This window comes from Pseudomonas sp. LBUM1644 (assembly GCF_059716195.1).
On record NZ_CP166812.1, the window covers coordinates 2872989 to 2885687 of the forward strand.

Consider the following 12699-nt stretch of genomic DNA (forward strand, 5'->3'; position numbering starts at 1 on the left):
AGCGGAGGAATGGCCCTGGCGTTTTTTCAGCGAGAGGCGTTCCCCGAGGTTCTATAACAACAACAATCGGAGACCGATCCCATGAGCCAGGAACTGCGGCTTATTCGTCGCATCACGCTGAAACTGATTCCCTTCCTGATCCTGCTGTACCTGATCGCCTACGTGGATCGCTCCGCCGTAGGCTTCGCCAAGTTGCACATGGGTGCCGATATCGGCCTCGGTGACGCGGCCTACGGCCTGGGTGCCGGGCTGTTCTTCATTGGCTACTTTCTGCTGGAAATCCCCAGCAACCTGATGCTCGACCGCTTCGGCGCGCGACGCTGGTTCGCACGGATCATGGTCACCTGGGGCGCTATCACCATCGGCATGGCCTTCGTCCAGGGACCGCACAGTTTCTACGTGATGCGCTTTTTGCTCGGTGCGGCCGAAGCCGGGTTCTTCCCGGGCGTCCTGTACTACATCACCCAATGGTTCCCGATTCGCCATCGCGGCAAGATCCTCGGGCTGTTCATCCTCTCTCAACCCATCGCGATGATGGTCACCGGTCCTGTTTCCGGCGGCCTGCTTGGCATGGACGGCACTTTCGGGCTGCACGGCTGGCAGTGGCTGTTCATTGTCATCGGCACTCCGGCCATCCTGCTGACCTGGCCGGTATTGCGGTACCTGCCGGACGGCCCGCAACAGGTGAAATGGATGGACCAGGCCGAGAAGGACTGGCTGGCCGGTGAGCTGAAAAAGGACCTGGAAGCGTACGGCCAGACCCGCCACGGCAACCCGCTGCACGCCCTGAAGGACAAGCGCGTGTTACTCCTGGCGCTGTTCTATTTGCCGGTGACGCTTAGCATCTATGGCTTGGGCCTGTGGTTGCCGACGCTGATCAAGCAGTTCGGTGGCACCGATCTGGTGACGGGGTTTGTGTCGTCGGTGCCGTACATCTTCGGGATCATTGGTTTGCTGATCATTCCGCGCAGTTCCGACCGGTTGAATGATCGCTATGGTCACTTGGCGGTGCTGTACGTGTTGGGCGCCATCGGCTTGTTCCTCAGCGCCTGGTTGACGGTACCGGTGTTGCAACTGGCGGCGCTGTGCCTGGTGGCGTTCTCGTTGTTTTCTTGCACGGCAGTGTTCTGGACCTTGCCGGGCCGGTTCTTCGCTGGCGCCAGTGCGGCGGCCGGGATCGCCTTGATCAACTCCGTGGGAAACCTTGGCGGTTACATCGGTCCGTTCGTGATCGGGGCGCTGAAGGAGTACACCGGGAATCTGGCGTCGGGGCTGTATTTCCTGTCGGGCGTGATGGTCTTCGGGCTGCTGTTGACCGGCGTGGTTTATCGGCTGCTGGAGCGCAAGCATGTGCTGCCGGCCGACCAGTTCGCCGCCAGCGCCCGCGGCGCTACCCGTACCTGAATGTGACCCGATCTACTGTGGGAGCGGGCTTGCTCGCGAAGGCGGAGTGTCAGTCAGCGTTGTTGTTGATGTGACGGCCTCTTCGCGAGCAAGCCCGCTCCCACATTTTGATTTGCGGTGTTTTCGAGTTTGTTAAAGGAGAAAATCATGCGTTTGGTTCAGTTCGAATTGAGTAACGGCGAGCGCCGGGTTGGCGTGGTCGAGGACGCTCTGGTGCACGAAGTGCAAGGCGCCCGCACGGTGCGTGATCTGGCGCTGGCAGCCATTGAGGCGGGCGTCAACCTTGAGCTACAGGTGAAAACCCTGGGCTTGGGCATCAGCCATGACTATGCACAATTGCTGGCGCAACTGCGCATCCTGCCGCCGCTGGACCATCCGGACCTGGCTCATATGCTGGTCAGCGGCACCGGTCTGACCCATCTGGGCAGCGCCTCGGCTCGGGACAAAATGCACCAGCAGGCCGGCGACGAAGCCGCAATGACCGACACCATGCGCATCTTCAAGTGGGGCGTGGAGGGTGGCAAACCGGCGGCGGGGCAGGCCGGGGTGCAACCGGAATGGTTCTACAAGGGCGATGGCAGCATTGTCGTGCGTCCGGGTCAACCGTTCCCGCTGCCACCGTTCGCCGAAGACGCCGGGGAAGAGCCTGAGCTCAGCGGCCTGTATGTCATCGGCCACGATGGCAAGCCGTATCGCCTCGGATTTGCAGTAGGCAACGAGTTCTCCGACCACGTCATGGAGCGCAAGAATTACCTGTACCTGGCCCACTCCAAATTGCGCAGCTGCAGTTATGGTCCGGAACTTCGGGTCGGCGAACTGCCTCAACATCTGGTCGGCACCAGTCGCATTCTGCGTGACGGTGAAGTGCTGTGGCAGAACGAGTTTCTCAGCGGCGAGGCCAATATGTGCCACAGCCTGGAAAACCTCGAGTACCACCACTTCAAGTACGGCCAATTTCTGCGTCCGGGCGACGTGCACATTCACTTCTTCGGCACCGCGACCCTGTCCTTTGCCGACGGCATCCGTACCCAGCCGGGTGACGTGTTCGAAATCAGCCAGGCTGAGTTCGGCGCACCCTTGATTAACGGCATTGCGCCGGTTGAAGCGGCGTTCGAACCCGGCACCATCGGCACCCTTTAAGGAGATTTGCATGACCCAGATACTCGGTCACAACTACATCGGCGGCCAACGTAGCGCGGCCGGCACCATCAAACTCCAGAGCGTGGACGCCAGCACGGGCGAAGCGTTGCCTCACGATTTTTTCCAGGCCACCCCGGAAGAAGTCGATGCCGCCGCCAAGGCTGCCGCTGCGGCTTACCCGGCTTATCGCAGCCTGAGCGCCGAACGCCGGGCCCAATTTCTCGATGCCATTGCCGATGAGCTGGACGCGTTGGGTGATGAGTTTGTGGCGGTGGTCTGCCGCGAAACGGCGTTGCCTGCCGGGCGTATTCAAGGCGAGCGCGGTCGCACCAGCGGCCAGATGCGTCTGTTCGCCAAAGTACTGCGGCGCGGTGATTTCTACGGTGCGCGGATCGATCTGGCGCTGCCTGAACGTCAACCGTTGCCGCGTCCGGATTTGCGCCAATACCGCATTGGACTCGGCCCAGTTGCGGTGTTTGGCGCCAGCAATTTTCCATTGGCGTTTTCCACGGCGGGCGGCGACACCGCATCGGCCCTTGCCGCAGGTTGCCCGGTGGTGTTCAAGGCTCATGGCGGTCATATGGCAACGGCCGAACAGGTCGCCGATGCAATCATTCGTGCGGCGGAAAAAACCGCAATGCCGGCCGGCGTATTCAACATGATCTACGGTGGCGGGGTCGGCGAAGCGCTGGTCAAGCATCCGGCGATTCAGGCGGTCGGCTTCACCGGATCGCTCAAGGGTGGCCGTGCATTGTGCGATATGGCGGCGGCGCGTGCGCAACCGATTCCGGTGTTTGCCGAGATGTCGAGCATCAACCCGGTGATCGTTTTACCGCAGGCGCTTGAGGCCCGGGCAGAAACGGTCGCTCGCGACCTCACCGCTTCGGTGGTTCAGGGCTGTGGCCAGTTCTGCACCAATCCCGGGCTGGTGATCGGTATTCGTTCACCGCAGTTCAGCGCGTTCGTGCAGCAAGTGGCACGGCTGATCAACGATCAACCGGCGCAAACCATGCTGAACGCGGGCACGTTGAGCAGCTACGGCAAAGGCTTGCAGAAACTGCTCGCTCATCCCGGCGTTACGCATCTGGCGGGTACTCCACAGAACGGCAACCAGGCTCAGCCGCAGCTGTTCAAGGCGGATGTCAGCTTGCTCATCAATGGCGATGAAGTCTTGCAGGAAGAAATCTTCGGCCCGACCACGGTGTTTGTCGAAGTGGCGGACCAGGCGCAACTGAGTGCCGCGTTGAACGGCCTGCACGGTCAACTGACCGCGACCCTCATCGGCGAGCCAGCGGACTTCGAGCAGTTCGGTGAGCTGACGGCGTTGCTGGAACAGAAGGTCGGACGCATCCTGCTCAACGGTTATCCAACCGGTGTCGAGGTCTGTGATTCGATGGTCCATGGCGGGCCGTATCCGGCGACGTCGGATGCACGGGGCACGTCGGTGGGCACCCTGGCCATCGACCGATTCCTGCGGCCGGTGTGCTTCCAGAACTATCCGGATAACCTGCTGCCGGATGCGCTGAAGAATGGTAATCCGCTGCGCATCCAGCGCTTGGTGGACGGCCAGCCATCCCGGGACGCAATCTAACTGTTCGACATCCTGTAGGAGCTGCCGAAGGCTGCGATCTTTTGATTTTCAAGATCAAAAGATCGCAGCCTTAGGCAGCTCCTACAGGGGAGGGTGTTGTGATGAGCTATCATTGCGTCTTTCCCCTTTAAAGATCGACTGCCATGACTGCCGTAACCGACACCTTGCTCAGCACCCTCGAACACTGCGACATGGTCGAAATCGACGGGTTGCACGCCTTTGAATTTTCCCTCGATGAATTCGATAACCTGCACATCGAATGCATGGACGGTCGTGCGGCCAAGCACTGGGAATTCACCCCGGCGCAAATCCAGGCCGCGACGTTCGATGCCACGCTGCAAAGCTGGCTGATTACCGGGGATTCCGGTGAGCACCGACTGGTATGCGTGGAAGCTATTGGTGGTCATGATGACGAGGAAGACGAGCATGAGGATGCGTAATCTCTGGCCACTGTTGATGGCCGGCAGTATTGGCGCAATGGGTGCCCAGGCAGCCTTCGCCGACGCCTATCAATTGCTGGTCGGGTCTTACACCGCCGGCCAGAGCCAGGGCATTTATCGCCTGAACTTCGACAGCACCACCGGGCAGATCAGCGCCAGGCCGCTGCAAGTGGTCAAAAGCGAAAACCCGTCTTGGCTGACCCTGTCCAAGGATCAGCGCCAGTTGTTTGTGGTCAACGAGAATGGCCCAGGCCAGGCTGATCCGGTCGGGCGCGTCAGCAGCTATGCGATCAACCCCAAGACCCATGAGCTGAGCCTGATCAGTCAGGTGCAGAGCCTGGGCAACGAACCGACGCATTCAAGCCTGAGCGGCGATGCCAGCCACTTGTTCGTCAGCAATTACTCGGTGGCGGAAGATCCGGGCGGCACCCTGGCGGTGTTGCCGGTGGGCGCCGATGGCAAGCTTAAAACCGTGGTGCAGATGAGCAGTCATCCGTCCAGCCGGGTCAATCCCGAGCGGCAGATGTCGGCACACGTGCATTCGACGATCTCGTCACCTGATGGCAACTACGTGTTTTCCAATGACCTGGGTGCGGACAAGGTCTTTATCTACCGCTTCAACCCCAAGGCCAATCCGCAATTGCCGTTGATTGCTGCCGATCCGGCATTCGTCCAGTTACCGCCGGGCAGCGGACCGCGACATTTGCTGTTCAGCACCGATGGCAAGCACGCCTGGCTGACCATGGAAATGAGCGCTCAGGTGGCTGTGTTCGATTACCAGGACGGCAAGCTTGAGCAAACGCAACTGGTCGACCTGGCGGCAGGCCAGCCGGTTTCGGACAAGGCGGGCGCGGCCTTGCACGCCTCGTCGGACGGCAAGTTCCTCTACGTCAGCAACCGTGGCACGGCCAATCAGCTGCTGGTTTTCGCCATCGACCCGGCGACCGGGCACCTCAAGGAGCTCCAGCGGCGTTCCGTCGAGGGTGACCACCCACGTGAGTTCAGCCTCGATCCGAGTGGCAAGTTCCTGTTGATCGCGAACCAGAAGAGCAACCAGATTGTCGTTGTCGAGCGCGATGCCGATACCGGTCTTTTGGGTAAAACCGTGCAAAAACTGCCGATGGACGCCCCCAGCGATCTCAAGTTTCTGCTGCGTCAATAAGCCGCAGGCCCCGGTTGATGGGGCCTGCATCCTTCTATTAATGACGCTGATATCTGCTAATGCTACAAAGGATTTCAGGCACGGCGCCTCGAGCGTTAAGTTTGCTTCACGGCCCCACCGGGCAAGCAAGCCAACTGAATCCGAGGAATACCGCCATGAACTTCAATCTCTTCTCCGTAATCGCAGCTTCCGCAATCTCCGCCACCGTTGCCCTGCCAGCCAGTGCCAACGTTGAAATCAACAGCAAAAAAAACCACACCCAAAGCTACACTCAGAAATACCTGCAACAGAGCGCCAACTTCTACGCGGCTCTGGACCACAAGACCCAAGCCTGAAATTCCAGCCCTGCACCTTTTATGCAGGAGCGAAGTCACTTGCGTCGATCGCACTTAACAGTGTCGAAGAACATGAGTGATGTCGCTCCTGCATAACGCGTTTACGACAGCATCACATTGCCATCAATGTATGCCTTGATATCACAAGGCCATACGATTAGATTTGACGCTTATTTTTTTGACTCCTTCCCCATGCTAAGGATCGAAAACATGGCGATGCGTCTGGCAGTGATGCTTCTGTTTCTCTACTCAACTCCTATTATTTCGGCTGTCCAGCCCATTCCAGGCGACCCGGATGCGGCGCGTGAGCGCTTGATGAGTTTTATCGAAGACTGAGATAGACCGGATCAATGATCAACGAAGCTGATGTTCAGTATGGATAACCCTGAGTGGTTATCGCTGCTTTTTTGATCGATTCTGTGGGTCCTGAAACACGCCCACGGAGAACACCATGACCCGCTTAATCCTCACTTTTGCCAAGCACGCCAATAGCGTAATGGTCGATCACGCCGGTGTCGCGGGAGTGGTCGGGGCATGAAAGGGGGCAAACTCTGGGTCATCGCCTTCCTGGCATTCATGACCAATGGCGCTTCCCTGTTGGGCATCGGACAGGGTTCGGCCGGGTCAGTGGCACGCTCCATTGAAGCCAATCACAACCTCGCCCGTAATATTGAAACCGACAAGGCCATGGGCTTGCTGGCTGGCAATCCACCCATGAAACGCCATGCCGATTTCTTCGGCCCCTTCCAGGTGGATTGCTCGGCGTTGCAGATGTGCGAAGTCTTCGCCTGAAAGTCGCAGAACCATTGAATTGCTGGCCCCTGTAGGAGCTGCCGCAGGCTGCGATCTTTTGATCTGTAGCGATTTAAAAGACGCTGAAGATCAAAAGATCGCAGCCTGCGGCAGCTCCTACAAGGGCGTTATTTGTTCATGATTGAGGTGAACAGGTCCGATTCAAGGAAGCGCTGTAGCCAGGCCTGCAACCGCACGTACGGCGTCTGCGCGAACCACTCGCGATCGACATGGGCGAACTGCCGTACGAACGGCATCAGCGCCACATCCGCCAGGCTCGGATGCGCCGCCAGAAAATAGTCCCGACCTTCCAGCAACTCATCGAGCCTGCGCAAAAACACCTCGCCCTCAGCGCGATAAATCGTCATCGGCTGCTCGGGAAATCGCTCGGCATACTTGTAGCGATTCAAATGCACCTTGAACACCTGATCGTTTTCCTCGATCAGGGCGGCGATGTGCGCTTGTCCGGCAGGATCACCCTTGAGCAACCAATCCTGCGGATCGTTCTGCGCCAACGCCCAACGCATGATCTCCAGACTTTCATCAATGACCTGGCCATCGACACTCAGCACCGGCACCGTCCCTTTGCCAGACAACGCAAGCATCTCGGCCGGTTTGGCCTTGAGGCTGACCTCGACGATGCTCACGGCAACCCCTGAATGACGCAGGGCCATGCGCGCCCGCATGGCGTACGGGCAGCGGCGGAAGGAGTACAGCGTGTTCATTTCACCTCCAGGGTACTCAGGCCGTTACCCTGACGGTGGACCTGAATTTGCACCGGAATCCGCTCGTGCATCTCCTGTACGTGGGAAATCACCGCGACCTTGCGTCCTTGCGCCTGCAAGCCGTCGAGGGCATCCATGGCCAGTTGCAGGGATTCCGGATCGAGGCTGCCGAAGCCTTCGTCGATGAACAGCGATTCGATTTTCAGCGTGCTCGATGCCATCGATGCCAGGCCCAATGCCAAGGCCAGGGAGACCAAAAACGTTTCGCCACCGGACAACGAATGCACCGAACGCAGCTCATCGCCCATCTCGGTGTCCATCACCAGCAGGCCGAGCATGCTGCCGCCGCGTTTCAGCCGGTAGCGCCGCACCAGCTGCCGTAACTGGACGTTGGCGTGATGCACCAGCAGGTCGAGGTTGTAGGCCTGGGCGATCTTGCGGAAGGTGTCGCCGGTGGCTGAACCGATCAACGCACTCAAACGCGCCCAGCGCTGGTACTCGGTGTAGGCATCGGCGATCTGTTGCGCCAGCGCCTGATTGGCGTTTTGCCGACGCTGATCCTCAGCCTGTTCGGCCCGCAATTCGGCGCAGCGGTGCTCGCTGGCGGTGAACAAGTTTTGCAGGTCCGTCAACGCCGCTGCGAGTTGCTCGGCATCAACGTTTCCGTTGCGCTGCGCTTGGTGATTGAGCAGGCGCTGGTCGCGCTCTTGCAACAGCACCGTGAACTGTTCTATGGCTTTTTCGCTTTGCTGCAACTGTTGCCGCAACTCGCGGACTTGCTGGTCATCGACACTCAGCAAGTCTTCCAGGCCGCCATCATCCAGCTCCGGATGCAAGGCGCGCCAGTCGGCGATCTTGCTGCCCAGCTCGCGATCTTCGGTCTCAAGCGCCAGTGAACGTTCTTGCTGCGCCTTGAGTTCGGCAGCCAGTTGCACGAGCCCCGTGCGCACGGTTTGCAGTTCCTGATTGGCGGCTGCTTCGGCATGGCGCGCCTGTTCGACGGCCTGATCCAGTTGCTGCTGCCATTGTTCCGCGCTGGCGTGCGGGCCCAGCAACTGCGTCAGTGTCTGCTGACAAGCCTGTTGCTGCTCGGCGAGGGCATTGAACTGCTGCAGTGCCGCCTCCAGTTGCTGGCCACGCGTGTGCTGACGGTCCTGTTCTTTCTCCAATGCCTGCTGGCGCTGTTGCTGTTCGCTCAGCTCATCACGCTGTTGGTCGAGTTGTTCCAGGCGCTGGGCGATCTGCCGGTCGAGCTGCATGAACGTCGCGGCAGGCTCGTTACGCAAGGCGTCTAGAGTCTCGGCCGGGAGAACGGTGCTGAACGCCGACAACTCTTCGTCCAGGCGCTGGCGATCACTACCGAGCTCACGTTGCTGGTTGGTCAAGTGCTGGGCGGCTTGCAGACTCGCCGTTTCGGCGTGACGCAGTTGCAGCTGGAGGCGCGCGGCATCCTGTTGCAGGGTGAGCAGGGCGGTTTGACGCTGTTCGTCCTGGGTGATGCTTTGGTTCAACTGGCTGTTTTGCTGGGTCAGCCAGGCATCGCGCCGGGCGCCGTCGTGTGCCAGCAACTGCGCCGACAATGGATGCGCTTCAAGGCTGGGCGTCAGACCTTGCTGTTGGGTGGCGAGTTGTTCCTGCTGCTGCAGCAGTTCTTTTTGCTGAGCGATCAAGCCGCCCACTTCAGCGCGCAAATCAATCAGTTTTTCTTTCAACAGGTCGACGGCTTTCTGCGCGCTGGCCTGCTCGTTTTCATCATGCCGGCCGAGACTTTGCAGCAGCGCTTCGGGCTGATGATAAGGATGGTCAGGGCTGCCACACACCGGGCACGGCTGATCGTCCTGCAACTGCTCGCGCAATTCTTCGACGCTGGCGCTACGGGCCAGACGCTGACGCTCCAACAGGTCACGTGTGACGCTCAGGGTTTGTTCGGCGACCACCAATTCGCTCTTGGTCTTGACGCCGTCCTGGGTCAGCCGATCACGGTCCTGCTGCGCCGCGAGCTGGCGTTGTTGCAACTCTGCGCTGCGCTTGTCCAGTTCCCTTTGGCTCGCCCACAGTCGTGTCAGCTCCTCGAAGGCCCGCAGTTGCTTGCGATTGTCCTGCAACAGCGTGCCGAGTAACTGGATCTGTTCGGCCACGGCTTCCGGTTCGGCGCCAGCTTCTTTGTACAGCACCTCCAGATGCTGCTTTTGCGTTGTCAGCGCTTCGGCTGCACGTAAGGCGCTTTGCTCAAGGGCGGCCATTTCGGCCTGGCCCTTGTTCAAACGATTGCCGATCAACATCAACTGTTGCAAGCGATCGCGGTAGGCGTTCCACGCATCGCTCAACGGGGCCAGCGGGGTGCTTTGCTCCAGCTCCCCGGCGATTCTCAGCAGTCGTTCGGCAACCAGTTTCTGCTGCTCGAGCAGGCCATGAATTGTGCTCTGTCCCTGGGCGCAGGCCTGTTCCGCCTGGTGCTTGAGGTCGGCGCTGAGGCTCGCGTCTTTGATCAGGCGGGCGAGGGTGCTTTGCGCTTCAAAGGCCTGGCGCAGCAGGGGCGCGCTGGTGGTGTGTTGGCGCTGGGCTTCGACCAGGGCAGTTTGTGCAGCGCCCAGGCTGTGTTCAAGCTGCGCCTGACGCTCGCTCAGTTCAGTTTGCTGTTGCGTGTGCTGCCGGATCTGCGTCGCTAGCGGCGTGAGCTGAGCGTTGAGTTCAGCCTTGCGGGCAAACTGGTGCCGTTGCGGGGCCAGTTGCTCCAGCCGAGTCAGCTTCAGGCGTTCACCGGTCAGGCTTTCCCAATGCTGCCGGGCGCTGGTCAGTTGCTCGGTAGCGCTCAGATGCTCGTCTTGCAGCTGGCGCAAGTCCTTGAGCCAAGTGTTCTGCAATTCAAGCTGCTTGAGTTGCGCCTGCTGCGTCTTCAGTTGTTGCTGCGCTTCGTTGAAGCGCAGGTCGAGTTCGGCGCGGGCTTCGGGCGACAGCGGCGTCACGCCGGTCGCCTGATCCTGCAACAGCTTGTGGGTTTCACGCGCCTCTTTGGTCTTGTCGAAAGCGCGGCGACCGAGACGGGTGTAAAGCGCGGTATCGGTGAGTTTTTCCAGCAGTTCGCTGCGTTCGTTGTCGTTAGCTTTCAGGAAAGCACTGAATTCGCTTTGGGCGAGCAATACCGCGCGGGTGAACTGCTCGAAGTTCAGGCCCAGTACGGACTCAAGCAAGGTTTTGAATTCAACTTTCTGACTGGCCAGCAGTTGATCCAGATCGATGTCGCGCAAACTCTGGCGGCTGGCTTGCAGCTTGCCACCAGCCTTCTCTCGGGCGCGATTGGCTTCCCAGCGCGCGCGGTAGCGCCGGCCATCGATGCCGACGAAATCGACTTCAGCGTAACCTTCACCCGTACCACGACGCAGCAGCGTGCGGGGGTCGCCCGTGCTGATCTCGCCGTCGGCGTCCGGCGCCTTGGCCGACACTTGGGCATTGCTCAGTCGCGGCACGGCGCCGAACAACGCCAGGCACAACGCATCGAGCAAGGTGCTTTTGCCGGCGCCGGTGGGGCCGGTGATCGCGAACAAGCCGGCGCTGGCCAGTGGCTCAGCGGTGAAATCGATTTCAAAAGGGCCTGCCAGCGAGGCCAGGTTTTTCAGGCGGATCGCGAGGATTTTCATGGTTGTTCGCTCTCCATCTGCACGTCCTGCAACAACTCGGCAAAGTCCTTGAGGGTTTGCTCATCGACCTCGCTGCCGTAGTTGTCCTGCCAGGCGCGGCTGAACAATTCCTGAGGCGTGAGCTGGTCGAGTTCGATCAACGTGGCGCCGTCATCGGCACCTTCGTGGCTGCCGTTGCCGGCGTATTCAGCCGCGATGCGTACCAGGCGCACGGCTTTGCCTTGCAGGGCGGTTTCTATCTGGTAACGCAAATCCGGTTGCGGCTCGTCGAGACGCACCCGGACTTCCAGCCAGGGTTGGCGCTGAAGGTCGGCCAGCAAGTCGATGTTCGGCAAGTCGGCCAGTTGCAGCAGGATCTCTGCCAGGGGGGCCGGGCCGATGCGCTGCAGGTTGACCGCGCGGGGAATCAATTTCGACTCGACGCTGACCAGGGTTTCGCCCTTGAGCGTGACGTCGAGAATCTGATGCTGATAGCCGATTTCGGAGAACGACAGCGGAATCGGCGAGCCGCTGTAGCGAATTCGCTCCTCACCGTTGACCTTCTGCGGCTTGTGCAAATGGCCGAGGGCGACGTAGCTGATGCTCGGCCCGAACAGGCTGGCGGGCAGGGCTTCGGCGTTGCCGATGATCAGGCTGCGCTCGGAATCTTCGGACACCGAGCCGCCGGCCATGTGCGCGTGGCTGATGGCAATCAGCGCCTGGCCTTTCTTGCGTTTGGCGTTGGCGGCCTCGATCAGCCATTCGTGAACCTGACCGATGCCACGCAGGTAATTGTCGCCCAGCTGTGCGCCGGTCACTTCGGCCGGGCGCAAGAATGGCAACGCGAGGCACCAGGCCACGATTTTGCCCTTGGCGTCCGGCAGTGGCAGCAAGAGACGCTCAGCGTCCAGTTGACCGTCATCCAGCCACAGCACTCGACCGAGGGCATGCGTGCGTAAACGGCGCATCAGCGGCGCGGGCAATTCAATGCGCGAGCCGGAATCGTGGTTGCCGGCGATCATCACAATGGTCAGCAACGGTTGCTGCTCGTGGGCGCTGACGATGAAGTCGTAGAGGCGTTCCTGGGCTTTGACCGGCGGGTTGACCGTGTCAAAGATATCGCCGGCGATCAGCAGCACATCAGGCTGATCCAGCTTCAGCTGACGCAACAGCCACTCAAGGAAACAGCCGTGCTCGAAATCGCGGTCCTGGCCATGCAGGTTCTGCCCAAGGTGCCAGTCGGAGGTGTGAAACAGACGCAAGGCGAGCTCCGTAGGAAATCAGGTGATGGCCGCGTGGAAAATGAAGGCGGCTAAAGGGGGGAGAGTTTACTGGCAAACACGTTGGATGTGGTCACGCACACAAACTGTGATGAACGACGCGACCGTGTAGCAGCTGGCGAAGCCTGCGTCCGGCTGCGCAGCAGTCGTAAATTCCGCTTACGCGGTTTATCTGATACATCGCGTATACCGATTTTACGTCTGCTGCGCAGC

General features: G+C 60.1%; 11 protein-coding genes. 8 read left to right on the forward strand and 3 right to left on the reverse strand.

Going from position 1 to position 12699, the window contains the following annotated elements; translation table 11 throughout:
• The first annotated feature begins 81 nt into the window (after positions 1-81).
• The 8 genes from ACA052_RS12995 to ACA052_RS13030 all read left to right on the forward strand — a co-directional run bounded on the left by ACA052_RS12995 (position 82) and on the right by ACA052_RS13030 (position 6864).
• Positions 82-1404 (forward strand): MFS transporter, encoded by a 1323-nt coding sequence (locus ACA052_RS12995; protein WP_497650032.1) that lies wholly within the window; start codon positions 82-84, stop codon positions 1402-1404.
• Between the two features lie 147 nt (positions 1405-1551).
• The gene (araD1, locus tag ACA052_RS13000) at positions 1552-2544 is read left to right on the forward strand and encodes an AraD1 family protein (protein WP_497650033.1); all 993 of its coding nucleotides are present in this window, start codon (positions 1552-1554) and stop codon (positions 2542-2544) included.
• A gap of 10 nt (positions 2545-2554) precedes the next feature.
• Positions 2555-4135, forward strand: a complete 1581-nt coding sequence (locus ACA052_RS13005) for an aldehyde dehydrogenase (NADP(+)) (RefSeq protein ID WP_497650034.1) — start codon at positions 2555-2557, stop codon at positions 4133-4135.
• Positions 4136-4278: 143 nt separating this feature from the next.
• Positions 4279-4575: a DUF5629 family protein gene (locus ACA052_RS13010; protein ID WP_497650035.1), complete on the forward strand. Its 297-nt coding sequence runs from the start codon at positions 4279-4281 to the stop codon at positions 4573-4575.
• Positions 4568-5737 carry a lactonase family protein gene (locus tag ACA052_RS13015; RefSeq protein ID WP_497650317.1) on the forward strand — a complete coding sequence of 390 codons (1170 nt, stop codon included), beginning with the start codon at positions 4568-4570 and terminating at the stop codon, positions 5735-5737. Before ACA052_RS13010 ends, ACA052_RS13015 begins: the two co-directional genes overlap by 8 nt.
• Before the next feature lie 155 nt (positions 5738-5892).
• Positions 5893-6072 (forward strand): hypothetical protein, encoded by a 180-nt coding sequence (locus ACA052_RS13020; RefSeq protein WP_497650036.1) that lies wholly within the window; start codon positions 5893-5895, stop codon positions 6070-6072.
• 210 nt (positions 6073-6282) lie between these two features.
• Positions 6283-6408 (forward strand): hypothetical protein, encoded by a 126-nt coding sequence (locus tag ACA052_RS13025; RefSeq protein WP_497650037.1) that lies wholly within the window; start codon positions 6283-6285, stop codon positions 6406-6408.
• A gap of 198 nt (positions 6409-6606) precedes the next feature.
• The gene (locus ACA052_RS13030; protein WP_497650038.1) at positions 6607-6864 is read left to right on the forward strand and encodes a hypothetical protein; all 258 of its coding nucleotides are present in this window, start codon (positions 6607-6609) and stop codon (positions 6862-6864) included.
• 128 nt (positions 6865-6992) lie between these two features.
• Here the strand turns inward: ACA052_RS13030 and ACA052_RS13035 are convergent, their stop codons facing one another.
• The 3 genes from ACA052_RS13035 to ACA052_RS13045 are packed head-to-tail and all read right to left on the reverse strand — an operon-like array spanning position 6993 to position 12468.
• Positions 6993-7589, reverse strand: coding sequence for a glutathione S-transferase (locus ACA052_RS13035; RefSeq protein WP_497650039.1), 597 nt, complete (start codon positions 7587-7589; stop codon positions 6993-6995).
• Positions 7586-11227 (reverse strand): AAA family ATPase, encoded by a 3642-nt coding sequence (locus ACA052_RS13040; RefSeq protein WP_497650040.1) that lies wholly within the window; start codon positions 11225-11227, stop codon positions 7586-7588. The genes ACA052_RS13035 and ACA052_RS13040 overlap by 4 nt, the downstream gene beginning before the upstream one ends.
• Entirely contained in the window at positions 11224-12468 is a 1245-nt protein-coding gene (locus tag ACA052_RS13045) for an exonuclease SbcCD subunit D C-terminal domain-containing protein (RefSeq protein WP_497650041.1), read from the reverse strand. Before ACA052_RS13045 ends, ACA052_RS13040 begins: the two co-directional genes overlap by 4 nt.
• Between the last annotated feature and the right edge of the window lie 231 nt (positions 12469-12699).

Coding starts and splice junctions, on each gene's coding strand:
- ACA052_RS13010 (WP_497650035.1), top strand. CDS start 4,279: ATGACTGCCGTAACCGACACCTTGCTCAGCACCCTCGAACACTGCGAC.
- araD1 (WP_497650033.1), top strand. CDS start 1,552: ATGCGTTTGGTTCAGTTCGAATTGAGTAACGGCGAGCGCCGGGTTGGC.
- ACA052_RS13040 (WP_497650040.1), bottom strand. CDS start 11,227: ATGAAAATCCTCGCGATCCGCCTGAAAAACCTGGCCTCGCTGGCAGGC.
- ACA052_RS13015 (WP_497650317.1), top strand. CDS start 4,568: ATGCGTAATCTCTGGCCACTGTTGATGGCCGGCAGTATTGGCGCAATG.
- ACA052_RS13020 (WP_497650036.1), top strand. CDS start 5,893: ATGAACTTCAATCTCTTCTCCGTAATCGCAGCTTCCGCAATCTCCGCC.
- ACA052_RS13035 (WP_497650039.1), bottom strand. CDS start 7,589: ATGAACACGCTGTACTCCTTCCGCCGCTGCCCGTACGCCATGCGGGCG.
- ACA052_RS13005 (WP_497650034.1), top strand. CDS start 2,555: ATGACCCAGATACTCGGTCACAACTACATCGGCGGCCAACGTAGCGCG.
- ACA052_RS13030 (WP_497650038.1), top strand. CDS start 6,607: ATGAAAGGGGGCAAACTCTGGGTCATCGCCTTCCTGGCATTCATGACC.
- ACA052_RS13025 (WP_497650037.1), top strand. CDS start 6,283: ATGGCGATGCGTCTGGCAGTGATGCTTCTGTTTCTCTACTCAACTCCT.
- ACA052_RS12995 (WP_497650032.1), top strand. CDS start 82: ATGAGCCAGGAACTGCGGCTTATTCGTCGCATCACGCTGAAACTGATT.